The organism is Gorillibacterium sp. sgz306347 (assembly GCF_059735245.1).
The window spans coordinates 17,774-44,730 of record NZ_JCAPET010000022.1; the positions used below are offsets into that span (position 1 = coordinate 17,774).

Annotated in this window: 30 protein-coding genes; 24 read left to right on the forward strand and 6 right to left on the reverse strand. The window is 58.8% G+C overall.

All coding sequences use genetic code 11. From position 1 onward, the window contains the following. Positions 1-53 precede the first annotated feature (53 nt). The 16 genes from AC6I6H_RS13040 to AC6I6H_RS13115 all read left to right on the forward strand — a co-directional run bounded on the left by AC6I6H_RS13040 (position 54) and on the right by AC6I6H_RS13115 (position 12,947). Positions 54-755 carry a RecX family transcriptional regulator gene (locus tag AC6I6H_RS13040; RefSeq protein ID WP_497954291.1) on the forward strand — a complete coding sequence of 234 codons (702 nt, stop codon included), beginning with the start codon at positions 54-56 and terminating at the stop codon, positions 753-755. A gap of 316 nt (positions 756-1,071) precedes the next feature. Continuing rightward, positions 1,072-2,622, forward strand: coding sequence for a ribonuclease Y (rny, locus tag AC6I6H_RS13045; RefSeq protein WP_497954292.1), 1,551 nt, complete (start codon positions 1,072-1,074; stop codon positions 2,620-2,622). A 74-nt stretch (positions 2,623-2,696) separates the two neighbouring features. Further along, entirely contained in the window at positions 2,697-3,491 is a 795-nt protein-coding gene (locus AC6I6H_RS13050) for a TIGR00282 family metallophosphoesterase (protein ID WP_497954293.1), read from the forward strand. A gap of 140 nt (positions 3,492-3,631) precedes the next feature. Beyond that, entirely contained in the window at positions 3,632-3,892 is a 261-nt protein-coding gene (locus AC6I6H_RS13055) for a stage V sporulation protein S (RefSeq protein WP_006286829.1), read from the forward strand. Between the two features lie 91 nt (positions 3,893-3,983). Further along, positions 3,984-4,940, forward strand: coding sequence for a dipeptidase (locus AC6I6H_RS13060; RefSeq protein ID WP_497954294.1), 957 nt, complete (start codon positions 3,984-3,986; stop codon positions 4,938-4,940). A gap of 148 nt (positions 4,941-5,088) precedes the next feature. Then, positions 5,089-5,661, forward strand: coding sequence for a phosphate propanoyltransferase (gene pduL, locus AC6I6H_RS13065; RefSeq protein ID WP_497954361.1), 573 nt, complete (start codon positions 5,089-5,091; stop codon positions 5,659-5,661). 165 nt (positions 5,662-5,826) lie between these two features. Next, entirely contained in the window at positions 5,827-7,443 is a 1,617-nt protein-coding gene (gene miaB, locus AC6I6H_RS13070; protein ID WP_497954295.1) for a tRNA (N6-isopentenyl adenosine(37)-C2)-methylthiotransferase MiaB, read from the forward strand. Then, positions 7,436-7,813 (forward strand): YlbF/YmcA family competence regulator, encoded by a 378-nt coding sequence (locus tag AC6I6H_RS13075; protein WP_497954296.1) that lies wholly within the window; start codon positions 7,436-7,438, stop codon positions 7,811-7,813. The genes miaB and AC6I6H_RS13075 overlap by 8 nt, the downstream gene beginning before the upstream one ends. Before the next feature lie 252 nt (positions 7,814-8,065). Beyond that, entirely contained in the window at positions 8,066-8,857 is a 792-nt protein-coding gene (locus AC6I6H_RS13080) for a hypothetical protein (RefSeq protein WP_497954297.1), read from the forward strand. A 76-nt stretch (positions 8,858-8,933) separates the two neighbouring features. Beyond that, on the forward strand, positions 8,934-9,518 hold the full coding sequence (sigY, locus tag AC6I6H_RS13085; RefSeq protein ID WP_497954298.1) for an RNA polymerase sigma factor SigY: 585 nt from the start codon (positions 8,934-8,936) through the stop codon (positions 9,516-9,518). Beyond that, positions 9,463-9,843, forward strand: coding sequence for a DUF5345 family protein (locus AC6I6H_RS13090; RefSeq protein ID WP_497954299.1), 381 nt, complete (start codon positions 9,463-9,465; stop codon positions 9,841-9,843). The genes sigY and AC6I6H_RS13090 overlap by 56 nt, the downstream gene beginning before the upstream one ends. Then, positions 9,840-10,082 carry a sigmaY antisigma factor component gene (locus tag AC6I6H_RS13095; protein WP_497954300.1) on the forward strand — a complete coding sequence of 81 codons (243 nt, stop codon included), beginning with the start codon at positions 9,840-9,842 and terminating at the stop codon, positions 10,080-10,082. Before AC6I6H_RS13090 ends, AC6I6H_RS13095 begins: the two co-directional genes overlap by 4 nt. Before the next feature lies 1 nt (position 10,083). Beyond that, positions 10,084-10,299, forward strand: a complete 216-nt coding sequence (locus AC6I6H_RS13100) for a PLD nuclease N-terminal domain-containing protein (protein ID WP_497954301.1) — start codon at positions 10,084-10,086, stop codon at positions 10,297-10,299. Continuing rightward, complete coding sequence (locus tag AC6I6H_RS13105; protein WP_497954302.1) at positions 10,299-11,225, forward strand: ABC transporter ATP-binding protein; 927 nt, start codon at positions 10,299-10,301, stop codon at positions 11,223-11,225. The genes AC6I6H_RS13100 and AC6I6H_RS13105 overlap by 1 nt, the downstream gene beginning before the upstream one ends. Beyond that, the gene (locus AC6I6H_RS13110) at positions 11,222-12,004 is read left to right on the forward strand and encodes an ABC transporter permease (RefSeq protein ID WP_497954303.1); all 783 of its coding nucleotides are present in this window, start codon (positions 11,222-11,224) and stop codon (positions 12,002-12,004) included. Before AC6I6H_RS13105 ends, AC6I6H_RS13110 begins: the two co-directional genes overlap by 4 nt. A gap of 172 nt (positions 12,005-12,176) precedes the next feature. After that, the gene (locus AC6I6H_RS13115; RefSeq protein ID WP_497954304.1) at positions 12,177-12,947 is read left to right on the forward strand and encodes an FG-GAP repeat domain-containing protein; all 771 of its coding nucleotides are present in this window, start codon (positions 12,177-12,179) and stop codon (positions 12,945-12,947) included. On the opposite strand, the gene AC6I6H_RS13120 is transcribed toward AC6I6H_RS13115, so the two are convergent. The 3 genes from AC6I6H_RS13120 to xerS all read right to left on the reverse strand — a co-directional run bounded on the left by AC6I6H_RS13120 (position 12,944) and on the right by xerS (position 16,707). Beyond that, positions 12,944-13,891, reverse strand: a complete 948-nt coding sequence (locus AC6I6H_RS13120; RefSeq protein WP_497954305.1) for a DMT family transporter — start codon at positions 13,889-13,891, stop codon at positions 12,944-12,946. The genes AC6I6H_RS13115 and AC6I6H_RS13120 overlap by 4 nt on opposite strands. Before the next feature lie 318 nt (positions 13,892-14,209). Then, positions 14,210-15,499, reverse strand: a complete 1,290-nt coding sequence (locus AC6I6H_RS13125; RefSeq protein ID WP_497954306.1) for an MFS transporter — start codon at positions 15,497-15,499, stop codon at positions 14,210-14,212. A gap of 128 nt (positions 15,500-15,627) precedes the next feature. Then, positions 15,628-16,707, reverse strand: coding sequence for a tyrosine recombinase XerS (gene xerS, locus AC6I6H_RS13130; RefSeq protein ID WP_497954307.1), 1,080 nt, complete (start codon positions 16,705-16,707; stop codon positions 15,628-15,630). 199 nt (positions 16,708-16,906) lie between these two features. Here xerS and AC6I6H_RS13135 point away from each other — a divergent pair, with 199 nt between their 5' ends. Next, positions 16,907-18,178 (forward strand): CapA family protein, encoded by a 1,272-nt coding sequence (locus AC6I6H_RS13135; RefSeq protein WP_497954308.1) that lies wholly within the window; start codon positions 16,907-16,909, stop codon positions 18,176-18,178. Between the two features lie 96 nt (positions 18,179-18,274). On the opposite strand, the gene AC6I6H_RS13140 is transcribed toward AC6I6H_RS13135, so the two are convergent. Beyond that, the gene (locus AC6I6H_RS13140; RefSeq protein ID WP_497954309.1) at positions 18,275-18,532 is read right to left on the reverse strand and encodes a GlsB/YeaQ/YmgE family stress response membrane protein; all 258 of its coding nucleotides are present in this window, start codon (positions 18,530-18,532) and stop codon (positions 18,275-18,277) included. 248 nt (positions 18,533-18,780) lie between these two features. Between AC6I6H_RS13140 and AC6I6H_RS13145 the strand changes: the two genes are divergently transcribed. From AC6I6H_RS13145 to AC6I6H_RS13160, 4 genes are all read left to right on the forward strand, one after another. Continuing rightward, complete coding sequence (locus AC6I6H_RS13145; RefSeq protein ID WP_497954310.1) at positions 18,781-20,073, forward strand: DUF2087 domain-containing protein; 1,293 nt, start codon at positions 18,781-18,783, stop codon at positions 20,071-20,073. 45 nt (positions 20,074-20,118) lie between these two features. Then, positions 20,119-22,599 (forward strand): ATP-dependent helicase HrpB, encoded by a 2,481-nt coding sequence (gene hrpB / locus AC6I6H_RS13150; protein ID WP_497954311.1) that lies wholly within the window; start codon positions 20,119-20,121, stop codon positions 22,597-22,599. 103 nt (positions 22,600-22,702) lie between these two features. Next, a complete protein-coding gene (locus AC6I6H_RS13155; protein ID WP_497954312.1) occupies positions 22,703-23,275 on the forward strand; it encodes a DUF1694 domain-containing protein in 573 nt (190 codons plus the stop codon). A gap of 81 nt (positions 23,276-23,356) precedes the next feature. Further along, entirely contained in the window at positions 23,357-24,157 is an 801-nt protein-coding gene (locus AC6I6H_RS13160; RefSeq protein ID WP_497954313.1) for a dihydrodipicolinate synthase family protein, read from the forward strand. Positions 24,158-24,261: 104 nt separating this feature from the next. Here the strand turns inward: AC6I6H_RS13160 and AC6I6H_RS13165 are convergent, their stop codons facing one another. Next, the gene (locus tag AC6I6H_RS13165; RefSeq protein ID WP_497954314.1) at positions 24,262-24,507 is read right to left on the reverse strand and encodes a hypothetical protein; all 246 of its coding nucleotides are present in this window, start codon (positions 24,505-24,507) and stop codon (positions 24,262-24,264) included. Between the two features lie 51 nt (positions 24,508-24,558). Between AC6I6H_RS13165 and AC6I6H_RS13170 the strand changes: the two genes are divergently transcribed. Both AC6I6H_RS13170 and AC6I6H_RS13175 read left to right on the forward strand, forming a co-directional pair. Beyond that, complete coding sequence (locus AC6I6H_RS13170; RefSeq protein WP_497954315.1) at positions 24,559-24,843, forward strand: hypothetical protein; 285 nt, start codon at positions 24,559-24,561, stop codon at positions 24,841-24,843. Positions 24,844-25,011: 168 nt separating this feature from the next. Next, positions 25,012-25,521 (forward strand): hypothetical protein, encoded by a 510-nt coding sequence (locus AC6I6H_RS13175; RefSeq protein ID WP_497954316.1) that lies wholly within the window; start codon positions 25,012-25,014, stop codon positions 25,519-25,521. Between the two features lie 81 nt (positions 25,522-25,602). On the opposite strand, the gene AC6I6H_RS13180 is transcribed toward AC6I6H_RS13175, so the two are convergent. Continuing rightward, on the reverse strand, positions 25,603-26,226 hold the full coding sequence (locus tag AC6I6H_RS13180) for an acetate uptake transporter (protein WP_497954362.1): 624 nt from the start codon (positions 26,224-26,226) through the stop codon (positions 25,603-25,605). Positions 26,227-26,346: 120 nt separating this feature from the next. Here AC6I6H_RS13180 and AC6I6H_RS13185 point away from each other — a divergent pair, with 120 nt between their 5' ends. After that, positions 26,347-26,880, forward strand: coding sequence for a GNAT family N-acetyltransferase (locus AC6I6H_RS13185; protein WP_497954317.1), 534 nt, complete (start codon positions 26,347-26,349; stop codon positions 26,878-26,880). Positions 26,881-26,957: the final 77 nt, after the last annotated feature.

A 26,957-nucleotide genomic window follows, 5' to 3' on the forward strand; every position in this document is an offset into this window, starting at 1 on the left:
TTATGTTTGGCCGCAGCGCGCAGCGCCGGCCTCTGGACAAAGGAGCGACGCCCGTGGAGACGGACAATACCAACCGTGCAAAGATGATCACTTCCGTGGAACGGCAGAAGAAAAACCGCTCCCGTTATAACATTTACCTGGACGGGGAGTACGCGTTTTCCGTTCATGAAGACGTACTGATCAAATACAGGCTGCTGAAAGACGAACCCGTGGAGTCCGAGCAGCTGGAACGGATTTTGCATGAGGAAGAACAGAATAAAGCTTACCAGGATGCGATCCGGTTTCTCAGCGTGCGGGCCCGTTCCGTTCAGGAAGTCCGCAAAAAGCTGGAAACGCGCGGGTACGAATCGCCGTTGATCGAATCGACCGTGCGATTCCTACAGGAACGGGGGTACATCGACGACCGCCACTTTGCGGAGCTGTGGACCCGGGAACGGGTCACCCTGCAGAAAAAAGGCCGGAAATGGGTAGAGCTGGAGCTCAAGCAGAAAGGCATCGACCAAGGGCTGATTCGCGATGCGGTGGGCAAAATAAGCGAAGAAGAGGAGCGCGAGCAAGCGCTTTTTCTCGCCCGCAAAAAGTGGAAGCAGCTCTCGGGGGAGACGGTGGACCGGAAACGCAAGCTTTACGGGTTTCTGGCTCGACGAGGTTTTTCGCCCTCTCTTGTCTCGGGCGTTGTGAAAGAAGTTAGCGGTCCCGGCTTGGGGGAGGATGAATGGGACGGCGGCTTTTCCGAAGATGATTTAGCAGATTAATCATCTTATTAAGGGTGTTAATTTTCACGGTGCGCCAATTCCTTCCCCAAGGGGCCGCCCGTGTGAGGATAACTTGACAAGATTCTTACGCTACAGCTAAAATATTGATATCTCTTTCACTTAAAGTGATGATTCGCAAATAAGTAAAATCGCCAATTTTTACTTGTCTTTTTTCCTGCGAATCCAGCACCGAATCGGCGGAAAGCCGATGATTTATTATCCCGTTATGGAAGCATCTATGTGAAACGGTAAAAAGGGTTTACAACTGAACAAATCCCAAGCTAGTCTTCAGGGAACGGCGAGGAGGTGAAAATGGATGCCTAACGAGGCAATCGTTTGGGCCATCATCGCACTCGTTGTTGGTCTTCTCATTGGCGCTGGGATTGGATATTTTATCCGGAAGTCTCTTGCTGAAGCGAAAATTTCAAGCGCCGAGCGCGCGGCTGAACAAATAATCGAAAGTGCGAAAAAGGAAGCCGACGCACTCAAGAAAGAATCGGTGCTTGAAGCAAAGGACGAAATTCACAAACTTCGGGCCGAAGCTGATAAAGACATTCGCGAACGTCGGAATGAAACAGCGCGACAAGAGCGACGGTTATTGCAGAAAGAGGAATCGCTGGATAAAAAACACGAATCCCTGGAACGCAAAGAAGAGCAAATGGCCAACAAAGAGAAGCGGATCGATGAAACCCAAGCGCAAATCGATCAACTGCTGAAAGCACAAGTGACCGAGCTCGAACGTGTTTCCGGGTTAACGATGGAAGAGGCCAAGAACATCATCCTCACCAACGTGGAGCAGGAAGTACGTCACGAGACGGCTCAACTGATCAAAGAGATTGAACTGCAAGCGCGGGAGGAAGCCGACAAGAAAGCCAGAGAAATCATTTCCTTGGCGATTCAGCGTTGCGCCGCCGACCACGTGGCAGAGACGACGGTATCCGTGGTCACCCTGCCGAACGAAGAGATGAAAGGGCGCATTATCGGACGCGAGGGGCGGAACATCCGTGCTCTCGAAACCTTGACCGGCATCGATTTGATTATCGACGATACGCCGGAAGCGGTCATCCTTTCCGGGTTCGACCCGATCCGCCGCGAAATCGCGCGGAATGCGCTGGAGAAACTCGTTGCGGACGGACGGATTCACCCGGCCCGCATCGAAGAAATGGTGGAAAAGTCCCGCAAGGAAGTGGACGAACGCATTCGCGAATACGGCGAGCAGGCGACCTTCGAGGTCGGCGTTCACGGCCTGCATCCGGATCTGATCAAAATTTTGGGCAGACTCCGTTTCCGTACCAGCTACGGTCAGAACGTGCTGAAGCACTCCATGGAAGTTGCTTATCTGGCAGGACTTATGGCTGGAGAGCTCGGGGAAGACGTTACTTTGGCGAAACGTTCCGGGCTTCTTCACGACATCGGCAAGGCGCTTGATCATGAAGTGGAAGGGTCCCATGTTGAGATTGGGGTCGAAATAGCGAGGAAGTACAAAGAGCATCCCGTCGTGGTGAACAGCATTGCTTCCCACCACGGCGACGTCGAACCGACATCGGTTATCGCCATGCTGGTCGGCGCTGCCGACGCCTTGTCGGCCGCCCGTCCGGGAGCCCGCCGCGAGACGCTCGAGACGTATATCAAACGTCTCGAGCGGCTTGAAGAGATTTCCGAGTCCTTTGACGGCGTCGAGAAATCGTACGCCATTCAAGCCGGACGCGAAATCCGGGTTATGGTGCAGCCGGAAAAAGTGGACGACACGGAAGCGTTCCGCCTGGCGCGCGACATTACCAAGAAGATTGAGAATGAACTGGACTACCCGGGTCATATCAAGGTGACGGTAATTCGCGAAACACGCGCGGTCGAATATGCCAAATAGGAAACCCGCGAGACGAAAAGTGGCCGACAGGCCACTTTTCCCCTTTCTGCGGCGAAACGAAGGGAGGAGCCCCTGTGAGGGTATTGTTTATTGGAGATGTGGTCGGTTCGGTGGGCCGCGACGCGCTGAAGCGCCAGCTGCCGGGCCTCAAAACGAAATACCGGCCCGATTTCATTATCGTAAACGGTGAAAACGCGGCGCATGGCAGAGGCATAACCCGTCCGATCGCAGCCGGCTTTTTCGAGCTGGGCGTTCACTGCATTACGATGGGCAACCACACGTGGGACCAGAAGGAGATTTTCGATTTTATCGAGGATGAACCGCGATTGATCCGTCCCGCAAACTTTCCGGAGGGAACGCCGGGGAACGGCTCTTGTTTGCTGAAAAGCGGAAGCAAAGAGCTGCTTGTGGTCAACCTGCAGGGCCGGACGTTTCTTCCGCCGATTGATTGCCCGTTCGCGAAGGCGGACAGCATTCTGGACGCGTACGGAAGCAAACGCCGGCCGGTTTTTGTTGACTTTCACGCCGAGGCGACCTCGGAGAAGATTGCCATGGGCTGGCATCTCGACGGACGCGTGTCCGCCGTTGTGGGCACGCATACCCATGTGCAAAGCCATGACGAACGCATTTTGCCGGAAGGAACGGCATACGTCACGGATGCCGGGATGACAGGCCCTATCAACGGTGTGCTTGGGATGGAGAAGGATGCGGTGCTGCGCAAATTCAAGACGGCGCTGCCGGTGCGGTTTATCGTGGACGAAGGCAAGTGGCACCTGAACGGCGTATTTGTCGAGATTGACGATGCCACATCCCGCGCCAAGAGCGTTTCCCTGATCCGGCTGGATGAAGAGAAGGCGCTGCTGGAGTAGCTTGTGGCTGATCCGGCAGATTGCCCGCTGTTTCGTAAGTGGACCTAAACCAGCGGAGCGGGCACCCTGGTATTATTCCTCAGGCTCCCGAATAGGATGGGTACTGGAGTCAATCCATCATTCCTGAGGAGGTACCTTTCATGGAAGTATTGAAAGTATCAGCAAAATCCAATCCGAACTCCGTGGCCGGAGCGCTGGCCGGAGTCTTGCGTGAACGGGGTGCGGCCGAGCTGCAAGCAATCGGGGCGGGCGCGCTGAACCAGGCGATCAAAGCGGTAGCCATTGCCCGCGGATTTGTGGCGCCGAGCGGCGTCGATCTGATATGCATCCCCGCCTTTACCGATATCGTGATCGACGGGGAAGACCGGACGGCAATCAAGCTGATCGTGGAGCCCCGGTGAAAAGGTATCCGGAATGTTGGAAAAATCAAGCCTGTTTACGAACCCGTAAACGGGTTTTTTGCCTTGCATTTTCTTTTCGGGAGGCAGCGGGATGAACGTGATTGACGCTCATTGCGATCTGTTGAGCCGCATGCTCGCGGAGCCGGGCATCCGCTTCGAAAAAGAACAGCCGGAAGCGGATGTCTGTTTGCCGCGGCTGCGGAAGGGCGGGGCGGAGGCGCAAGTATTTGCCCTCTATGTGACCGAAAGCCGGGCGGACGAAGGCATCTCGCCCGTTCTGGAAATGATCGACGCCTTTTATCAAAGGGTTCTGGCCGGCGGGGCGGTTGCGCTGGCGCGCAGTCCGGAAGACTTGAGGCGGGCGCGCAAGGAAGGAAAGCTGGCCGCGATCCTTGCCCTGGAAGGCGCCGACGCCTTGAAAGGAAAGCTGAGCCACCTTCGGCTTCTGCATACCTTGGGCGTCCGGTTGATCGGACTGACCTGGAACCGGGCCAACTGGGCGGCGGACGGCATTATGGAACCCCGCGGGGCCGGATTTACGGCAAAGGGCATCGAGCTTATCCGGGAATGCGAACGGCTCGGCCTGATTATCGATGTCTCGCATTTGGCCGACCGCGGTGTGGAGGAGCTTCTGACGTTGTCGGAGCGGCCTTTCATCGCTTCGCATTCCAACGCCCGGCGGATTTGTCCGCATCCGCGCAATTTGACGGATGTGCATATTCAGGCGATCGCCGCCCGGGGCGGCTGCATCGGGCTGAACTTCTATCCGCCTTTTCTTGCCGTACGGCCTTCCTCCGCGCTTGACCTGCTGCGCCACATCGACCATTTTTGTTCGCTTGGGGCGGCGCGGAACATCGGCTTCGGCTCCGATTTCGACGGATTTGCCGGCAAGCTTGCCGGGCTTGCTTCCCCCGAGGATTTTCCCGCTCTCGCGGAGCTGCTCCTGCTGCATTTCAGCGAGGACCTGGTCCGGGACATCATGGCCGGCAATTGGCGGCGTTTTCTGGAAAAAAACCTTCCTTCGGCAGGCACTCCTTCAGACAGCTAAAGACCTGGAATGGATAAAAAAGTCGCGCATGTGATGCTTCTGCCTTTTCTTTTGGGTAAAAAAGAGTAAAATAGTACAAGTGTGATCTTCAGCAAGCGGCCGCATCCGTTTGCGGATCGGCTGTGCTTATAACAAAAGGAGTGGAATGATCGTGAAACAAGTCCCTGTCGGCGTATCCGCGCGTCACATCCATGTTACCCAGGAGCATCTTGAAATTTTGTTCGGCCAAGGCGCCGAGCTGCATGTCATGAAAGAGCTGTCCCAGCCGGACCAATTTGCCGCCGAAGAAACGGTTGCCGTTGTCGGCCCGAAAGGCAAATTTGACAAGGTGCGGATTCTTGGACCGGTGCGCAAGGCGACCCAGCTGGAAATTTCCCGCACCGATTCGTTTGCGATCGGCGTCAAAGCGCCGGTTCGCGAATCCGGCAGCATCGAAGGCACGCCCGGCATCAAGATCGTCGGTCCGGCGGGGGAAGTGGAACTGGACAAAGGCGTTATTGTCGCCGCCCGCCACATTCACTTCCATACGAGCGATGCCGAAAAATGGGGCATTCAGGACAAGCAGATGCTGAGCGTCCGCGTGAACACGGAGCGCCCGCTGGTATTTGAAGACGTCATCGCCCGCGTTTCCGACAGCTTTGCGCTTGATTTCCACATCGACACCGACGAAGCTAACGCCGCCGGCGCAAAAACCGGCGACACCGCCGAAATTATCGGCTGATCGCCGCAGGCTTCGGACAAGCCGTCTTCTTTCCCGATTCGGGGGGAGGACGGCTTTTTTGCGGCCAGCCGACGAAACGCCAGGTTTCTCGTAGATCGCCCCGCGGACGGTGTGGTATAATGATGTACTATGTTCCCTACTCTGCACAAAGGACGTGAATCTGAAATGACCCAGGAGAAGCAAAGCTCAACGGACTTAAAATCCGTCGCGGGCAAAGACTACTCCAAATACTTTGATTTCTCGAATGTAAAGGTATTGAGCGAAGACGAGGACGGCAAGCGGATTCGGATCGGCAAGCGGGAGATCAACATCAAATCCGAACCGAGCTATAAAGAAGGCAAGCGCCGCGGCAAAGAAGGCATCGAGGTGCATTACGATTTCGGCATCCCCGAGGACATGCGCGACTTTGGCGCCGGCAAATTTTATTCCATTACCACTTACGGCTGTCAGATGAACGAGCATGACACCGAAACCCTGAAGGGGCTTTTCGAAGCCATGGGGTATACCGCTACGGACGACCGCAAAGAGGCGGATGTGATTCTGCTGAACACCTGCGCCGTCCGCGAAAACGCCGAAGACAAAGTATTCGGCGAGCTGGGCCACCTGAAAACCTTGAAAACCGAAAAACCGTCGCTGATGCTCGGGGTTTGCGGCTGCATGTCCCAGGAGGAGGCGGTCGTGAACCGCATTCTGCAAAAGCATCCGTTTGTCGATATGATTTTTGGAACGCACAACATCCACCGGCTGCCGGAGCTGCTGCGCGATGCCGCCTTCGGCAAGGAGATGGTTATTGAGGTGTGGTCCAAGGAAGGCGATATCGTCGAAAACCTGCCGAAGAAGCGGGAAGGCGTCAAGGCTTGGGTCAACATCATGTACGGCTGCGACAAGTTCTGTACCTACTGCATCGTCCCTTACACCCGGGGCAAGGAGCGGAGCCGCCGTCCGGAGGATGTGCTCGCTGAAGTCCGCGAGCTGGCCCGCCAGGGCTTCCAGGAGATCACGCTGCTCGGGCAGAACGTAAACGCCTACGGCAAAGATTTTGAAGACCTGGATTACCGGTTCGGGGATTTGATGGACGATGTGCGCAAGATCGGGATTCCCCGCGTCCGGTTCACGACCTCGCACCCGCGCGATTTTGACGATCACCTGATCGAGGTGCTGGCGAAGCGCGGCAACCTGATGGAGCATATCCACCTGCCGGTGCAATCGGGCAGCACAGAGATGCTGAAGCGGATGAGCCGGAAGTACACGCGGGAAAGCTACCTGGAGCTCGTGCGCAAAATCCGTGCCGCTCTGCCCGACGCCTCCCTGACGACCGACATCATTGTCGGCTTCCCTGGCGAGACGGAGGAGCAGTTTGCGGATACGCTGTCGTTGGTGCGCGAGGTCGGCTTTGACGCCGCCTTTACGTTCATCTACTCGCCGCGCGTGGGCACGCCGGCTGCCTCCATGCAGGACGACGTGCCCGAGGAAGTGAAGAAAGAACGGCTCGCCCGCTTGAACGCGCTGATGAACGAGCTCAGCAAGGAGAGCAACGACCGTTTGAACGGGCAGGTCCTGGAAGTGCTTGTCGAGGGAGAGAGCAAAACCAACCCCGACATTCTATCGGCCCGCACGCGCACGAACAAGCTGGTGCATTTCGCCGGCTCCCGCGAACTGATCGGCAAGCGGGTGTTGGTCCGCGTCACCGAACCGAAAACCTGGCTTCTGCGCGGCGAGCTCGTCGGGGATTTGGCGGACGCCGGAGCGGAAATTGCGGCGGCGGTGAGCGTTCATGACTAACGGCAAGCCGGTGAGCCGCGAGGACATCATGGCGAAGGCGCGCGAGCTTGCAGCGCTTATCGCCGAATCCGGAGAAGCGGATTTCTTCCGCCGCGCCGAAAGCAAAGTCGACCGCAACAAGCACATCCAGAAGCTGATCGCCGAGATCAAGAAAAAGCAGAAGGAAATTGTCGCCTTCGAATCGCTCGGCAACCGGAGCATGACCGCCAAAATCGAAGCCGAGATCGCAGCGCTGCAGGAGGAGCTGGATAACATTCCGATTGTGCGCGAATACCAGCAATCCCAAAGCGAAATGAATGCGATTCTCCAGACGGCCGTCGAGGTGGTGCGCGACCGCGTCGCCGAGAAAATCGAGCTGGACAAGAGCTGAGCAGCCGCCGCTTTCGGGCGGAAGCACTTCTTTGAGACCGCATGGCCGATCGGGGCCATGCGGTTTTTTGCGTTTCGGCGCTTATGGGCATTAGGTGCGAAGGGAAGAGGCTCCCGAAGTCTCTTCCTTTGCCGTTGGCAGAAGGAAGGAAACCCGGAGGCTGTGTCGAATATAGGTAGCTCCACCGCCATCGAGCAGGTGAGAAACCCATTATGAGGCAATGCGGAAAAACCGCAGAAGCAGGAGGGTCCGATGAATTCCTATCACCCCAAAAGAATAATTCCCCGCTCGGGGCTGCTGCTCGCGATCCTGGCGGCGGTGCTGGGTATTGGCGCTGCGCTCTACCAGGACGGGGCCCGAAAAGAAGAACAGCACCACCCGAAGGAATACGGGTATCGTTCGGTTACGGCATCGAACGGGATTACGGTGCATGAACTGGAAACAAGCCCGGACAACATCCGGCTCACCGCCATTACAGCCAGTGTAGCTGAAACTGGAGCATATGGCGTAAACGGGGGCTTTTTTTATGAAGACAGCCTGCTCAGCATGGCCGTCATGAATGACAAGCCGACGGCCGGAAAGCCGAACGGCTACGGCTCGGGCTGGTATAACGCGAAGTATGCGCGGGGCACGCTGGTATGGGACGAGGCGGCGGGGCGCTTTTCGGTCCAAAAAGCGTTGGCCGCCGCCGACCTTCAGGTGACCGACCGCGGCCGGTATTGGGCTCAAGGCGGAATCAGCCTGAACTTGGGGCGCGAGGCGGAATGGCACAAGCTGGCGGAAGCGGAGCATATGCCGGGGCTGGATGCACCGCATATGCGCACCGCGGCGGCCTACGACCGGGACAACCGTCTGCGCCTGTACGTGACCCAGGATTTATGCACCGGCGAACAGTTCCGCACGGCCGTCAAGGAAACGGGAGGAGACCGGCTTGTGGACGGCATCTTTTTGGACGGCGACGGGTCCTCCCAACTGAAGGTAAAGGAGGCGGAGCTGGCGGGCGACAGCCGAAAGGTCCGGCAGATGATCGAAATTATCCGGTGAAAAGTTTTTTTGACGCCCGTGAACGAAATGGAGGCCCCGTTCGTCAAACGTTTGACAGGAAGAAAGGGGGAGCCGGATGGACAACGAAAAAGAGCTTGCGGAGCGCGCACGCAGCGGAGATTTGTCCGCCCTCGCCGAACTTTTGCGTGACAATTACGCCTTCCTGGTCAAGTACCTGCTCAAAATTACGCTGCATCCCCAACAAGCGGAAGACCTCGCACAAGAGACAATGGTCCGCGTGCTGGAGAAGATCGCCCTTTTTGACGGGCGGTCCCGCTTCTCCACCTGGCTGATCTCCATCGCCACCCGGCTTTTTATCGACAGCCGGCGGCGAAGAGAGAAAGAACGGCGGCTGCTGGAGGCCGAAGCCCGCGGACAAAACGGCCGGGCGCTGCGCTGGAAGCTGGAGGCTTCCGGCACGGACTGGCCGGACGTTCTGGAAGCGCTCGGCGGTTTGACGGAGGAAGCCCGGATCGCCGTTGTGCTCAAGCATTATTACGGCTACAGCCAAAAAGAAATCGCCCGCATGACCGGGGTGCCGGAAGGTACGGTTAAATCGCGCATTCACGGAGCCCTGCAAGCACTCAGAAAGGAGCTGACGGACCATGAAACGGAACACCGGCGAGAACCTGCCGAAGCTGCCGTTCCAACCAATGGTTGAGGAAGGAGACGGCGAGGCAAAAGCCGCGGAGTTGCTCCGGCAGGCGCTCGGGCAGCTGGACGACGCCTACCCGGTGGAACCGCCCGATCTTGGCCGTTTGGAAGCGGCGCTCGCCGCGGGGCGCCTCGCCCTCCGCCGCAAGCGGAGACGCGAGCTGGCCGGTTTTCTGGCCGCGGCGCTCTCCGTCCTGACCGTTTCGCTTGTGCTGGTCCTGAAAGCGCCGTTCGCTTATCTGCTGCTGCAAGCGGGAACGGCAGCCGCTCTCGTTGCGGCTGCGGCGGGGGCGTTCAGGCGGCCGCGCGAAAAAAGGCGGGTGGAGCCATGAAAAGCCATCAGATGAACCCGGAGGATCTTCCGGTATGGGCCTGGATGCTGATTGTCGGCCTGCTGCTGGCGCAAGGCACCTGGCTCTTTCTGGACGCGCGCAAGCGCGACGTGAATCCATGGTTTTGGGGGATTATCGGCTGCATCAATGTGCCGTCGGTTTTGGTCGTCTATCTGCTGGTCGTTCGCGGGGGATGGAGCGTATTGCGGGAATCGCTGCGGAGAAAACGGGGGCGTTAAGATGAACGAATGGACCGAACAGCTCGGATTTGACTGGAAGCTGCTTTTGCCTGTGGTTGCGCTGCAGGTGATTCTGATGATTGTTGCGCTGACGGACCTGATCCGGCAGGAAAAGGATCGCGTCCGGGGCCGGAAAGCGGTCTGGGCGGCCGTCATTGTACTGGGGCAAATGATCGGGCCGGTCGCGTATTTCGTGCTCGGCAGGAGGAATGATTGATGAGCGCCGGGACCGCGGACGCCATTTTGCTTGAAGGAAAGGAATTGGTCAAGACATTCGGCAGCGTGACGGCCGTAAACGGGCTCGATTTTGCCATCGGCCGGGGCCGCTGCACGGCCCTTCTCGGACCGAACGGCGCCGGCAAAACCACGACGCTGAACATGCTCTGCGGGCTCGTCGAACCGACCTCCGGAAGCATTCGCTTTCAGGGAGCGGAGAACGGGGATATCCGCAAACGGATCGGCTATCTGCCGCAGTTTCCGGCCTTTTTTAACTGGATGACCGGATTGGAATACCTCCGGTTTGCCGCCAAGCTGTGCGGCGTCGACGGACGGGAAGCGGACCGAAGGGGAAAAGAGCTGCTGGAGCGCATGGGACTCAAGGATGCCGCCAAGCGGCGGATCGGCGGGTATTCGGGCGGGATGAAGCAGCGCCTCGGGTTCGCGCAGGCGATGGTGCACCGGCCGGAGCTTTTGATCCTCGACGAACCGGTGTCGGCGCTTGATCCGGCGGGGCGGAGGGAGCTGCTGGAGCTGCTTCGCGGAATGAAAAACCAGACCACGATCTTGTTTTCGACGCATGTGCTGCATGACGCGGAAGATTTATGCGACGATATTATCATGATGAACAAAGGAAAGATTGCCTTGGCCGGCCGGCTGGAAGACTTGAGGCGGGCGCACCGGAAGCCGGTCATCGTCGTGGAGGCGGAAACGAGGCTGGAGGAATGGGCGGCCCATGTCCGGCAGGAACCGTTTGTGCTGGAGGCTTCCGTTGAGGGAACGACAGCCCGTCTGAAGGTGAGCGACATGGAAGCGGCCCGGAGCCGCTTGCTGTCCGATCTTGCCGCCCGAGCGGTGCCGGTTATTCGCTTTGAAGCGGCGTACACCTCGCTGGAGAACTTGTTTATGGAGGCGGTGGGGGCATGAACGCATGGCGGGTATTGGTTGCAAAGGAATGGCTGGAGCTGAAACGAAGCTACAAATGGCTGTGGGTGCCGCTGATCTTTCTGCTCACGGGCATTTCCCAGCCGGTGACGTATTATTTGATGCCGGAGCTTCTGGAATCGGCCGGCAACCTGCCGGAAGGCGCGGTTTTGCAGATCCCCCTTCCCAAGCCGGGCGAAACGATGGCGGGGACGCTCAGTAATTTCGGAACCCTTGGCTTGCTCGTCCTGGTGCTCGCCTTTATGGGAAGCATCTCGGCCGAAAGACAGCGGGGCATCACGGGAATGCTTTTGGCCAAGCCGGTTCCCCGGTTTGCTTATTTGTCCTCCAAGTGGGCGGTGTCGCTGGTCCTCTGCTGGGGTTCGCTCCTCCTCGGCTATGCCGGCGCCTGGTACTACACCGAGCTGCTGATCGGACCCGTCCAGGCAGGTCCCGCCCTTTCGGCGTTCCTGCTTTACGGCGCCTGGTTTTCGCTGATTTTGACCGTCACGCTTCTGATGAGCGCTTGGCTGAACAGCGGAGGCGGCGCCGCCGCCGTGTCTCTGACCGCCGCGATTGTGCTGTCCCTGCTTGGCGGCCTGCCGGGCGCGGGAATGAAAATCAACCCGGCACGGCTTACCAGCCAGGCCGGGGAATGGCTGGTGGGCGGTCAAGCGCCCGATTATTGGGGGCTTGCGCTGGCGGCGGCGCTCTTGCTGACAGCGGCGGCCCTGGCGGCGGCCGTTGCGGTCTTTGCCCGAAAACCGGTTAAAGCGGATTAAGAGCGGTTTGCTCATCATATCGCAGCAGCGTGCTTAACGGATCGCAGAAGCCGATCCGCGGAAAGCCGGTTCCTCTTGTGATAGGGAGAGGGACCGGCTTTTGGTATGCAACCCGGCATCGGGCCGCATCGTCCTATTTCATATCAAATCGTATGCCAAGGGAGCAGTTGAAATGAGCGAAAAAGCATACCCGATCCGAACGATCACGCTGCTGCTGGGCGCGGCCCTGCTGGCGGCGGGATGTGCCGAAAACGCCGAAAGCGGCCTGAATGCCGGCTTTTCCAGCCCCCCGGAAAAGCCGGCGAAAGCAGTTCAGCCGCCAGTGACAGTAGGATCGGCGGTCCCGGTTTCCTCCCCGTATGAAGAGGCCGGCCAACCGGGTATTGTGGCGGAAGGAAGTGCGGATATCGACTCCGACGGAACGCCCGAAGAGATCACGGTCCGGCTTGCGGAAGGCCGGAAAGAAACCGATGAAGAGCCCGGCGCTTATGAAGGGACGTACTGGACGGGGAAGTTCGATCTTGTAATTGCCGACGAGTCAGGCAAAGAAATCATGCGATACCGGTTAAACGACGCCTTCGGGGAAGCCGCCCTGCTCTTCCGTGACAAAGGCGCGCCGGGAACGCTTCGGTTCGATGATTACAATGGCGACGGTTTGCCTGATTTGGCGGCGGGTCAAAAAACCGGCTCAAACGGAGGCGTTTATGCCATCCTCAGCCTGAAACCGGAGAAGGTGGAGGTATTGGCCCGAAACCTTTATACGGCAAGTACGGAGGAGTGGCTGCGTTATCCGAAAACGGGAACGGACTCGTTCCGCAATGTTTATTACGACATGGAAAAAGGGGAGTACCGGCAGACGGAACACCGCTGGAACGGGGGCCGGTTTGAAACGGGCCCGCCCGTTGCGGCGGATCTTGCCGCCTGGGAGCCGTCCGCCCGCTAAAGGCCGGACGCGCGTTCCGCCGTTTGTTGTGCTTCGGCGTTCCGCTCGCGGCGGCCTTCGCGCATAAACAGCCAAACGCCGGCCAGGAGAAGAAGGCCCGCGAACCCTTGCAGGGCGCTTACGGACTCTCGGAGAAAGAAATAGGCGAGCAGAGTGGAAATCAGCGGCTCTCCCAGAATCGAAACGGCAATCGTGGAGGCCTTCATATGCTTCAGCAGCCAATTGAACAGATAGTGGCCGATCAGCGTCGGGACAAGGGCGAGCAGCAGGAAAATGCCCCATTCCCGGGGCGGGTACCCCCACATTTCGTTTCCGGCCAGCAGATTGTAAACACCCAGCAGGAGAGCGCCGAACAGAAAGACGAAAAAGCTGTAGACAACGGAGGAAACCTCAGCCCGCATCCGCTGTCCGAGCAGCAGATGAACCGCACCGGTCAGAGTGCCGGCAAAGGAGAGGAAATCGCCGTACAGGTTCGCTGCCGACAAGCCAAAGTCGCCCCAGCCGATACAGATGGCCCCGACTATCGACAGGAGCATGCCCGCGAGGGCGAGCGGAGGATACTTCTGGCGGAACAAAAGCACCGATCCGATGGTAACGGCAATCGGCTCCAGGGCCAGGATGGCCGTTGAGCTGGCTACCGACGTATAATGCAGCGAGCTCATCCAGAACAAAAAGTGAAGACCGAGCGCGAAGCCGGATGCGGCCAGCAGCAGCCAATTGCGCGGCTTCAGCCGGGCGATCTCGCCGCGGTACCGGAGCAGGAGTACGGGCAGCAGAAGCAGACAGGTCAGCAGAAGACGCTGCATGCCCACGACAGGGGCGGGAGCGGCGGACCAGCGGATAAAAATCGAAGAGAAGGAAACGGCGACAACCCCCAGCAGAAGCAGAAGCGGGTAAGCAGCCGCACGTGTTTCGGTTTGCGGGGCAAGCGATGAAGCGGACATAAGGAAAACAAACTCCTTTCGGACCTGGCTTGGAGCAGGCGCAACTGTTTCATTATACTCCTCCGGGCCGGCATGTCCACCGTTCCGGCGGCAGCGGACGCCGCGATTTCCCGCTTTGTATTTCCCGGGGAACCGCAGGTTTCGGGGAATTCGGCATCGGCTCGACGGAGCTTTCCGCCGGCCAAACCGCCCGTTCCGACAAAAAGGCAAACCGAACGGCAAAATGGGTGAGGATTGGCGCCGCCGGTTCGGGGGTTTAAAAAAAGCGCATGCCGGCTGGGCCGGCATGCGCTTTTGACACTTTGAAGGGAGCTTTCCCTATACGCCCGTATTCCGGGAGCGGGGAGGAAGCAGCCTGCGGCGAACCCACGGCGACAAAATGGCCAGAAAGCAAACCGAACCGATTACGCGTCCGGCAGTTGACAGCCACATGGTGCCGTTGAAGGAAAGCAGCTCGTAAATGCGCATGCCCGCCATAGGGGCAAGCACGGCGGAGATCTGCGAAAGGCTGGTGTAGAAGGCGATTGCTTTTTGCCGGGAAGCGGGCGGCACGATTTCCAGCTGGCGGTTGAAAAGCGCCTGCGTATAGCCCGCGGTCATGAAAGCGCCGACGAGGTCCACGATGTACACCGTGGTCATCGAATGGGCGAACAGCCACATGATCGGATTAAAGGCGACGCCCATGGTGGCGTAAAAAAGCGTCATGCCGTTTCCCTTTCGGTCGGCGACCCGGAGCCAGAAGCGGAAGCCGAGCAGGGAGCCGATGGCGCCGGCGACTGTGTCGATGCTGATCTGCATATTGGTGGCGTGCAGAACATCCACCTTGAGCTTGGTAAACACCGGCCAGGCCGCCATCCAGGCAAAGATGAACACAAGCGCCGCGCCGCAAAACAGGTAAAATTCCGGTCCGGCCTGAAAGCGGAAGCGGCCCGCGAATTCCTTGACCCGCTCCCCGATCGATACGTGACGGACGATTTCCCCAACCTTTTTGCGAATATTGCGCTTGGCTTCTTCGCTCGGCACTTTGAATTTAAGAAAATACCAGCATTCCAGAAGCGCTCCCGCCGTGCCCAGAAGGAAGGCCGTCTGGTAGCCGTACGGAAAGGCCAGCCGGTCGATGTACCAGCCGGCCACCAGCACGACAATGATGCCGGTCAGGCTCGACCAGACGTTACGCTGCGCCATGACTTTGTTCCGGTACTGAATCGGCACGATTTCCCCAAGAATAGCCTGCCAGCTTACGCCGGCGATCGAGCTTGCGGCGGTGTACAGGCCGACGAGAAAAATCAGTGTCTTCACCTGGCCGAACGGCAGAAACGGCAGCAGCGCCATCAGGAAAAAGGTAATCCGGCTCACGAGCATGATGCCGACCGCAATCTTCTTCTGGTTCGGAAACCGGTCGATGATGGCCGAGACGGGAAGCGTTGCGATGATGGTCATCAGCGCCGGAACGGAGTTTAACAGGGCGTAGTCGGTATTGGTGGCGCCGTATTTGGCGGCCACCACGGCAAAAAACGGGGTGGTACAGTTAACGCCCACCGCCGAAGCGATGCCCATCGCCAGGTTGCTGCGCACGTTTTTTCGGAGATGCCGGTATGCGGGATCCATGATTCAGCCTCTCTGCTGTAAATTTGGAGGAAGAAAACGACGACAACTCATTGTATAGCAATTCCGGCCCGCTTGCCAGAAGAAGTTCGCTGCCAATTCGCTATGCCCGGGAGCGCCGGGCCGTCCGCTTACTCCTTCCTTCGGTCAATGGCCTCGGACATCGTTTTGTCGGTCAGATGGGCGTAAATTTGGGTGGTGTCCGGCGACGCGTGTCCCAGCTGATCCTGCGTCCGGTACAGGTCGTTTTGCAGGTAATAGTCGGTCGCAAAAGAATGGCGCAGCTTGTGCACCGTCAGATAGGGTTTGCCGAAGCGCTTGGCGTATTTGATCACCATTTCCTGAATGGCCCGCCGCGTCATCCGCTTTCCTTCTTTTTGCCCGTTCGGGATTGCCAGAAACAGCGCCTTTTCCTTTTTGGGCGGACGGTAGTCCGTCTGCCGGCGGTCCAGATAGTCCTGAAGCGCCTCGATGGCGTCCTGGCGGAAATAGACCGGCGTTTTGAAGGTGTCGTCGTTTTTGCCCTTCCGGTAGACGTGCGCGAGTTTCTTTTTCAGATCCAGGTCGTCGAGATTAAGGTTGACCACCTCGGAGACCCGCAGCCCGGAGTTCAGAATCAGGCTGACAATGCAAGTATCCCGCAGCCGGTTGTTCTCATAGGCGTATAGAGCCTGTTTGTTGGAAGCCACATCCGCGCGGTACCCTTCCTGAACATAGTGGACGAATTCGGCGATCTCGGCCTCCTGGAGCAGCTTGCCCTCCAGCTTGGCGGCCGTATCCTTGGGCTTGTGCGTCCGCTTGATCTCTACCTTCGCCATAATATTTCGCTTCAGCAGCGGATAGAAATTGTCGTCCTCCGCAATCTGGCTCAGGTAATGAAACAAGGAGCGAAGGGAGGAGAGCTTGCGGGAAATCGTCGTTTTGGTGTTGGCGCCGTCTTTTTTGGAGGCGAGGTGCATCCGGAAGGCGTCGATGCTGTCCATGTGAAGCCGCTCCAGCGTTTCGATCGGCACGTCCGCGATTTTCTCGCCCGGGGCGATTCCCTCCGCCAGCAGCCAGGAAAGAAACGTCTCGTAATCTCTTACGTATTCCAATAGGGACGAAGGCGACAGGTCGGGCAGCTTGTAGTTGATGAATTTTTCGACGTACCAGGGCATGAGAGGCAGCCTTTTCTCCAGCTCTTCCCGGTCTTTGGCTTTGATTATATTCATGAATTTCACTCCACTTGCCGAATCTTCCAATCCGCGGGGACCGGACATGCGTTCGGTAATCTGCAACCTTATTGTACCTGAATCCGTCCATTCAAAGAAGGGCCGGATCGGCGACGCCAAGTATTTAACAGTAAGATATTTCCTAGAGTTTACAGAACATATGTTATGTAAACAAAAAGGGAGCCAGGAGAGGATCAGCTTGAAACAGAGAAAAAAATTGGGGATCAGACGTGGAAATGCCATTTTACTGCTTTTGGCCGTCATTACGGTGTTTTTGATCGGGGGATGGCTGACGGGATGGTCGCTGGAGCCGTTTCGGCATGAAGCCCGGCAGGAGACGGAGAAGCCAACCCCCGGCGGCGTCAAAGAAACGGAGCGTCCGGCGCAGACCGGCGGGGAAGCGACCGCAACCCCGGCGCCGTCCGCTTCGGACAGCGCGCCGGCAAAAACCAGCAAGCTGTCGCTTGCGGCCATCGGGGATGTGCTGATCCACCGTTCGGTTTGGAAGGATGCCGCGCTGGAAGGAGGCGGCTACGATTTTCGCCCGATGTTCAAGGAAGTCCGGGAGGACCTCCGTTCGGCGGATATCACGTTTGCCAACTCGGAGAGCATGGTGGGGGGAGAAGAGCTCGGGTTAAGCGACTATCCCGTATTCAACAGTCCGCACGAAGTGGCGGATGCGCTGCATGACTGCGGGGTAGACGTCGTTTCCATGGCCAACAACCACTCCATGGACGCGCGGGCGGAAGGCATCTATTCGGCCATCCGCAAGTGGGACAGTCTCGGGATTGTGTCCGTGGGGGCCAACGATAGCGAGGAGAAGCGGCAAAGCTTGCGCATTCTGGACAAGAACGGCATCAAAGTCGCCTTTTTGGCCTATACCTATGGAACAAACGGCATTCCGGTTCCGGCGGATAAGCCGTATCTGGTGAATCTGCTGGACGAAACCCGGCTCAAGGCCGACATCGCGGACGCCAAGGCGCATGCCGATGCGGTCGTCGTCAGCATGCATTTTGGCGTGGAATACATGCAGGAACCGAACGACGAGCAGCGAAACTGGGTGAAGCTGGCTGCGGACGCGGGTGCGGACCTGATTCTCGGGCACCACCCGCATGTTCTGCAAACGTCCGAATGGCTGACAAGGCCGGACGGAGGACGGACGCTAGTGTTTTATTCGCTTGGCAATTTTATAGCTGCCCAGGAACAATCCGACCCATGGCGTCAGATCGGCGGGATTGCGCGGGTCGACATTGTTAAGCATGAAGGACCGGACGGAACCCGGGTCGAAATCGCCAGCCCCGGCTTTTTGCCGACTTACATTCAATTCCGCAATTGGCGGAATTACGCGGTCCGCCCTTTTGACCGGATTACGGATGCCGTTCTTCCCGACGTCGCCGCGTACCGGGAGAAAACGGCCGCTTTGCTGAAAAGGGATAACCCCGAACTGCAAATGCTCGCCTCGAATTCCTGATCCGTCCGCGAAAAAATGAAAAACCCTCTTCGTCCCGGTTGGTCGGGAAGAAGAGGGTTTTTGCATCAGGCCGGTTTTTATCTGTCTGGCCCGATATTAAGCCCGGTTGCGTCCGATGGAGCGCAGGATCAGGCTGACGATAAAGACAAGCACGACAGCACCGATAAGCGCAGGGATGAAGTAGAAACCGCCTGTTTCCGGACCGAATTCGCCAAGAATGGCGGTACCCAGCCAGGAACCGATAAAGCCGGCGATGATGTTCCCGATGATGCCGCCCGGGATATCCCTACCCATGATAAGGCCTGCCAACCATCCGATAATACCTCCAACAATCAGCGTCCAGATGATCCCCATTTTCGACATCTCCTCTCTTGTTGCCTTTTGGTTTAGTGTGTGTTGCTTGTTGCTATGACACTACTTAAACGCTTTGTTTGGAGTAGAAACAGCCCCCTTTCAAAAGGATTTATATCCCAATCCGTTCCATGAAAAGCCATTTAATAAGAGGAGAAGCAAACCGGATTTAAAACCGGGTGATTTACAAAAACCAAACGATATGATAAAGTGTCTAACAAATTCATAGACATAATGGGTGATTATACAAAATGATTCTGGATGAGGAAGTTTTGTCCGGCGTATCCTTGGAACACTTGAAAGAAGGGATAGTTTTTCATTCCGAAGAGCAAGCATACCGCTGTCTAGTTTGCGGCGAAGCCTTCGAGCAAGGCCGTATATATCCGGCGGAGGACCGCTTCTACGACGCTTCCGCATATGCCAAACGCCACATGGCGGAAGCCCACGGCTCCATGCTCGAGGTTCTGCTTTCCCTGGATAAAAAGCGCAGCGGCCTGACCGATCTGCAAAAGCGGCTCATCCGGCTAGCGGCGGAAGGGAAATCCGACGGGGAAATCGTGGCCGAGCTGGGCGCAGGCAGCGCCTCGACCATCCGCAATCACCGTTTTGCGCTGCGCGAGCGAATGAAGCAGGCGAAGCTTTTCCTTGCGGCCATGGAGCTGATGGAGCGGGAGGAGCGGAAGCGCGCGCCGCGCAAAGGAACCGGGCCCCGTACCGGCACGGCCTCTGCTCCGCCTTCTCCCGCCAAACTGCGCATGGAACGGCTGGAGGTTCTCGGCCGGTATTTTCCCGACGGAAAAAACGGCCCGCTTGCGGAGCTCCCGGCCAAAGAGAAGCGCCGGCTGATTGTGCTCGATCACCTGGCGGACGATTTCGAGCCGGGCCGGGCGTACAGCGAGAAAGAGGTCAACGCGATTTTGAGCCTGCGGCATCCCGACTTTGTGACGCTGCGGCGGGCGCTGGTCGATTCCCGTTTTCTGCTGCGCGAGCCCGACGGAAGCCGTTATTGGGCGGCTGGGCCGGCCGGCGGCGGTGCCGCAAAAGACCCGAGCGGAGAATCAAAGGAACAGCCCCCGAAGGAAATGAAAAAAGCGGCGGCGAGGGCGAATAAGCAGAACGGGAACTTAAAGGAGGACGGGGAGAAGATGAACGAAAAAGAAAAACGCAAGGAGCTGGCATATTCCTATGTGCACAGCCACCGCCCGATGGGGATTTATCAAATCCGCAACACGGCAAACGGCAAGCTTTTGGTCGGCAGCAGCCTGAACCTGGACGGAACCTTTAATAAGGACCGGTTTACGCTTGGTCTTGGCACGCATACCAACAAGGAGCTTCAGGCGGATTGGAACCGGTACGGCGAAGAGGGCTTTGCGTTTGAAGTGCTGGACCGGATCAAGCCCGAGGAGGAAGCGACGGGCGACCCGGCGGATCTGGTCAAATACAAGGAAGAGCTGGAGGTTCTGGAACGCCTTTGGCTGGAAAGACTGGAGCCCTACGGGGAGAAAGGGTACAATAAAAAAATGCGAAGCAGAAACGAAAGATAGAAACGGCCGCTTGAACGCTCGGCGGCCTGGTCGAGAGGATCGAGCATGGGACTGCCTGTTGAAGAAATACTGGGACCGCTGAAGGAAACGCTGCAAACCGAACGGAATCTGGTTCTCACCGCGCCGCCGGGCGCCGGGAAGACGACGCGCGTGCCGCTCGCGCTTCTGGATGAGCCGTGGCTCGGCGGCCGCAAAATCGTCATGCTGGAGCCGAGAAGGCTGGCCGCCCGGACGGCGGCCCGCTATATGGCCTCTTCCTTGGGGGAACGGGTCGGGCAAACGGTCGGCTATCGCGTCCGTTCGGACACGCAAGCCGGGCCGGCGACCCGCATCGAAGTGGTGACCGAAGGCGTGCTGACCCGCATGCTGCAGGAAGACCCGGGCCTCGGCGGCGTGGGCGTTATCCTGTTTGACGAATTTCATGAGCGCAGCCTCCAGGCCGACCTGGGCCTGGCTCTGGCGCTGCAAGCGCAGGAGCTTCTGCGCGACGACCTTCGGCTGGTCGTTATGTCGGCGACGCTGGATGCGGAGCCGGTAGCCGCCCTTTTGGGCGGAGCGCGGATTCTCGCCAGCGAAGGCCGGGCTTATCCGGTGGAAACCCGGTATACGGCCCGCCGGCCGGAGGGCCGGGTGGAGGAGGCGGTCGCCCGGACGGTGCTGGCTGCGCTTGAACAAGAGGAAGGCGATGTGCTCGCCTTTCTTCCGGGAGCGGGCGAAATCCGCCGGGCGGAGATGCTGCTCGCCGAGGCGCTGCGGGGCCGTCCTGTCCGGATCGCCCCTTTGTACGGCGATTTGTCGGCGGAGGAGCAGGACCGGGCGATTCTGCCGTCGGCCGACGGAGAGCGCAAGGTCGTGCTCGCGACCTCCATCGCCGAGTCGAGCCTGACGGTGCGCGGCGTCCGCATCGTGGTGGACGGCGGGTTGATGCGGGTGCCGCGTTTTTCGCCGCGGACCGGCATGACCCGGCTGGAGACGACCGCCGTCTCGCGGCCGTCCGCCGACCAGCGGAGGGGCCGCGCCGGCCGGGAGGCGCCGGGCGTCTGCTACCGCCTCTGGGCGGAGCACGACGACGCCCGGCTTGCTCCGCGCGGCACGCCCGAGCTGCTCGAGGCGGACCTCGCGCCGCTCGCGCTGGAGCTCGCCGCCTGGGGCGTCCGCGACGCCGCCGAGCTGGCGTGGCTCGACGCGCCGCCCGCCGCGGCGCTCGCCCAGGCGCGCGAGCTGCTCGCCCGGCTCGGCGCGCTCGATGCCGCCGGCGGCATCACGCCGGACGGCCGGCGCATGGCCGCGCTCGGCCTGCATCCGCGGCTTGCGCGGATGCTGCTCGAGGCGCGCCGCATCGGCCTCGGCGGCCTCGCCTGCGAGCTCGCGGCGCTGCTCGGCGAGCGCGACCCGCTGCGCGTCGGCGGCGCGGCCCCGGACGCCGACCTGCGCGTCCGGGTGGCGGCGCTCCGCCGGGCCTACGCGCACGGCGGCGGCGGGCCGCTTGGCCGCATCGCGGCCGAGGCCGCCCGCTGGAAGCGCGCGCTCGGCGTGCCGGCCGGCGGGGCGGAAGCGGCCGGGGAGGAGGCGAGCGGCCTGCTGCTCGCCTTCGCCTACCCGGACCGCATCGCCGAGCGGCGCGAGGACGGCCGCTTCCTGCTGGCCGGCGGCCGCGGAGCCGCGCTGGGCAGCGCGCAGGCACTGTCCGCCGCGCACTACCTCGTCGCGGCGGAGCTCGACGACCGCGGCGCGGACAGCCGCATTTTGCTCGCCGCGCCGGTCGATCCGGCCGACGTCGAGCGGCACGCGCCCGCGCTGATCCGCGAGGAGACGGCCGTCGAGTGGGACCCGGCCGCCAAGGCGGTGCGGGCTCGGCGTCGCAAGCGGCTCGGCGCCCTGCTGCTGCAGGAGTCGCCGCTGCCGGCCCCGGACCCGGAGGCGGTCCGGGAGGCGCTTCTTGCGGGCTTGGCCGCCGAAGGGCTGGACGCCCTGCCCTGGACCAAAGCCGCCCGGCAGCTGCAGGAGCGCGTGGTCTTCCTGCGCCGGTTCGATCCGTCCTGGCCCGATTGGTCCGGAGACGGCCTCATCGCCGGGCTGTCCGAATGGCTGGGACCGCATCTGTACGGCAGCCGGAGCCTGGCCGATGTGGAGAAGCTGCACCTGGCGGCGATTCTGGAGGCGTCGCTTTCCTGGACGGAGCGGGAGAAAGTAAAGGAATGGGCGCCGACCCACATCGCCGTGCCCAGCGGATCGCGGATTCCGGTCGATTATTCCGACCCCGGAAACCCGTCCTTGGCCGTCCGCTTGCAGGAAATGTTCGGCCTGACCGACACCCCGCGGATTGCCGGCGGCCGCGTGCCTCTGACGCTGCGCCTCTTGTCGCCGGCCCAGCGCCCCGTGCAGGTCACGCGGGATTTGGCCAGCTTTTGGCGGGAAGGCTATTTTGAAGTGCGGAAAGACTTGAAGGGACGTTACCCGAAGCATTACTGGCCCGACAATCCGCTGGAGGCGGTTCCGACGAACCGGGTTCGGCCGAAGTCCTGACCGAAAGCCTCCGTTCGCTGGCGCGGGCCGGCTGGGACCTTTTGCCCGGACTTCCGTATAGAAGAGAATAGAGCGGAAAGAGAAGCGGCAGGGAGGAAAGGCAATGAACGAACAGGAACAAAGCAAAAGCGCCCTGGAGATGACGCTGGCCGTCGGCATCCACGGCGCGCCGGAGCTTCGCAAGGAAGAAAAAGCTTACTACCTCGGTGAATTCCGCGAGCGTGTCATGAAGGTGCTGACCAAAAAACAGATGATGGAAACCGAAATCGCCCAGCCGATTATCGAGGCGCTTCAGGACCCTCGGTCGGCGCTACTGGTGATCAACGGAACGGTGCCGGACCGGCATAACGACAAGTATGAAAAGCTGGCGGCAAGCCTTGGCAAGCCAAGCACAACCCGGCGGGAGGCGGACTTTAAGGGGGACATCGGGCTGGTGGTGGCCAGCGACCGGGCGGTGGACTTCAGCGACGAAGACATCGAGGTCAAAAGCCGGGAAGAGCTGCTCCGGACCAAAGGAATCCCGGAAGCCCTGATTCACGCCGCCGGCCGCAAGGTGTGTCGGGCCTGCTACAATCTGATTCTGGAGAAAGCGCCGGAGGAAAAGGACCGGTATCATCCGTTTACCCGCTGGGATAAACTGATGGGCGCGCGCTGCCCCGGACACACCGGGAAGTAGCGGGGACGGCGACGGCAAGTTCTGCGAAGGCGCTGCACCACTCGGTTCGGCACGCATGAGGCCGGAGGAAAGGAAGCCGTTATGAAAAAGCTGAACGTCGCAATCCCGACTCCTTTTTTTGAAGACGAGAGCTTGAATGAAGAGGGCTTTGCCCCCATCGTTCGCTATCTTGCAGCGAATGGAATCGAATCGCTCCTCGTGTCCGGTTCAACCGGCGAACAGCATTCCATGAGCATTGATGAGAGGCTGCGGATTATTGAATACTTTAATGAACAGTCCTTCCAAAATATCGAATTGATCTTCGGTGTTTCCGCCACCCGGACAAAGGATGCGGTGCGGCTGATTCAGGCGGTGGAGCAATCCGTTTTTAATGGGGTTATGATCGGCTTCCCGCCTTACATACGGCCGTCCCAGAAGCAGGCTGCCGCCTATGTGGAGGAGCTGCTTCAGCATACCGGCAAGGAAATTGCGCTTTACAACAATCCGGCCCGGACGGGGTTCGATCTCCTCCCGGAAACGCTGCAGGAGCTGCTTTCCAGACAGGCCGCTATTGTCGGCTTCAAAGAAGCGGGCGATGCGGGCCGCCACCGGTCGTTCGTCTTTCCGGACACGTTTATCCGGTTTGCGGCAGGGGATGCGAATTTTGTTTCCAAATTTTTGAGCGGCGCAAGCAACGGACTTTCCAGCATGGCCGCAAACGTTTATCCCCAAGAAATCCAAAAGGCGGTTGAAGACCTCCTGCAAAAACGGCCAGTGGGCGAAGCGGAAGTAAACCGGCTCATTATGCAGGCGACAGAAGGCCAGGCCATCGCAACGATCAAAAGGCATTACAGGCGAATGGGAATCGATGCGGGGATATGCCGCTCTCCGCTCGGTTTGTGAACCGGAGGAAAACGGGCGGCCGTGCTGCCTGTTTTCCTGTTTTTGGATATAAAAAATGAAACAGGTTGGGAAAAGTAGTAGTACAGTGTGAAACAGTTGGAGGTTTATCGTCTCTTTGCCCTGTTTTTCTCTGCTGCGGCTGACTTCAAAAGAGATTCATTCGGTTCAACAACCGGCTGATCCCGGAGAAACCGCAACATTGGCCTATCCACAACATTGTGACCGTTTTCACAAAATCGAATCGTTCCCGTCCCGACATAAAAATAGAATTGATAGCGATTACAAAAAAGACGCTTCCCATGCGGCTTTTTCCAAAAAGCGGATTTTCGGCGCTTCGTGACATGGTTCATTTACGCCGCCTCCCATAAAGCCATACAATATAAAACAGGGAGGGAAAAATCATGAGACAGTATTATATTAACGCGGATATGTATGATGAAGATTATCAACAATTATATGTGCGCGGTGTTGCCGGCCAGCCGAACCGGACGACCGAAACCGAGATGGAACTGTTCCAGGAAGCCCGAGGCACCTCCGTTACCTTGCCCCAATCATCCTGCTTGGAAATAACCGAAGAAGAATACATCCGGCTGCAAACGCTGGGAAGCGAATCGCAGGCCTACGGACGGGAAGCCTGGTCGATTATCTCGGGAAAGCTGCTTCATTCCGCAGGCACGGCCAGCTGACAGATTACAAATGGAAACGGGTGCAGGGACCGCTGGGTTCCTGTGCCCTTTTTTTGTAGGCATGCTGTAAACTGCAGAAAATGGCGATCAGGCGTTTTCTTCTTTTAGTCCCGCGGTATCCTATCCTGCCGACCTGGATTGTGCTGTTTTAATTGAGGAGGAGTGAATATGGAGATATATCCCATTAATAAAGAGATTGAGAGAGACGTTGCGGAATTGATGCACGCGATCAAGCCCGAATTTTGGAGCAGGGAAGGCGCTGTGCAGCAGTTGTCCGGCGGCACCGGCTGGTATGGAGTGCGCAGGAAGAGCGGCCGTCCGGTGGCATGGCTTCTGGTCAAGGAACAACCGGAATACAGGCTGCTGCTTATCGAAACGATGGGCGTCGAACGCGGCGGAGAACTGGATCTGAACGACGAACTGAACAGGCTGCTGAACGTATGCACAGAGTACGGCGTAGAAAACGGGTTCGCGAACGTTGCTTTTGTGATGGGCTCAAGAGGGCTCAATTTGCATCTCTGTCCGATTAGGGTTCCGGCCGAATCGCTTGCGTCCCTTCAATCCGTCGATCGGCCGGAATTTGATTGGCTGGTTGGACAAGGCTTCACGCCGCATGGCCTTTATCCGGACTGTTACGGCCCTGGGTACCATGGCGTGCTTATGCTGCGGCGCCTATGAGCAGGACAAACTGGCGTGTTTTTCAAGCTCACTTGTTCCGCAATAGAAAAAGCCCGGCGTCCGCCGGGCCTGCCATGCTTGTCAACCTTGCTTTTTGAAAATGCCGAACGGTTTGCCCGCAGGGAGAAAAACCCGCCCGAAATGCGTGTTCAGGACCGCCGCGGCGGACCCGTAGAAGGAGGCTATGGCAATCAGTAATTCGGCCACCGCCGCCAGCTTGTGTGCGCCTTCCGCCCAAATGTCGAAAGCGTTCAGCGTGAGCCCCAGGAACAGGAAGTCGATGAACAGGAAAATCACGAACAGGATTTTGCTTGCTTCCATGGCCCCTACGGTCATAAATACCGAAAAAATCAAATAGCCGAGGAAAGCGAAGCCGAGCTGCTTCGGATCGAACTGCTCCGCCATGGCGGCTCCGAACACGCCGAGCTTGACCATCCAGCTCATCGCGACGCCCAACCAGAAAAAGGCGAATGCGCCGAACGCCGTCGTTCCGAACGTGTTGTTCCGCTTGGCGTCTCCGAGACAGGCGAAGAGCTGGGCGAAGGCTCCGAGAAAAATAGCCCACGGAATGACGCCGGGCGTGCCGGAGGTCCATTCCAGTTTCTGGCTGGACGCGACCAGAGTAACGATGGCCAGCCCGAACAGCCCGAGTGCCGACGGGTCGGCCGTTTTGACGCTCACGGTGGGTTCCGCGCTTGGCGGAATCGGTTTTGCTTGATTCACGTTTTTTGCCCCTCTATGATTGAATAAGAACCGTCTTTATATTACAAAATTCGATAAGGAAAGAACAGCTATTTTTTTATTTCGACAAGGGGAGAAGCGTGAATGGAAGCAGGTCAAATTATCATGCGAAAGGTAACAAAAAAAGAGGTCCCGCATGTTGGGGCTCTGTACCGGGCCTGCATGCTTGCCATGCGGGAAGGCGGCAGCGACCAATGGAACGAGGACTATCCGAACGAGAGCCACGCGGTGCGGGATTTCGAGGCCGGCACGCTTTTCGGATTGTTCGAAAACGGAGCGCTGGCGGGAGCGATTACGCTGGACGGCGAGCAGAACGAAGGTTACGAAAGCATGGACTGGTCCGATGCGGGCGGCACGCCGCTTTTGATGCACCGGCTGGCAATCTCGCCGATTATGCAGGGGAAAGGAGCCGCCGCCCGCCTGGTCGGATGGGCCGAGGAATATGCCCGCGCGAACGGCTGCACCAGTATCCGCCTCGACACCTACGCGCTGAACGCGAGAGCCATCGCCCTTTACAACCGGCTCGGATATGAGCGGAAGACGGGCGAGCTTCGGTTTCCCGGCCGTGATTACCCGTTTTACTGTTTCGAAAAGGTACTGGCTTCGGGGGTCAGGTAATACTTGTAAAATATTTTGTTTACAGTAGGGACCCGTTTCGCTATAATAACGACATCGGCGGTTGACAAAACGCCATC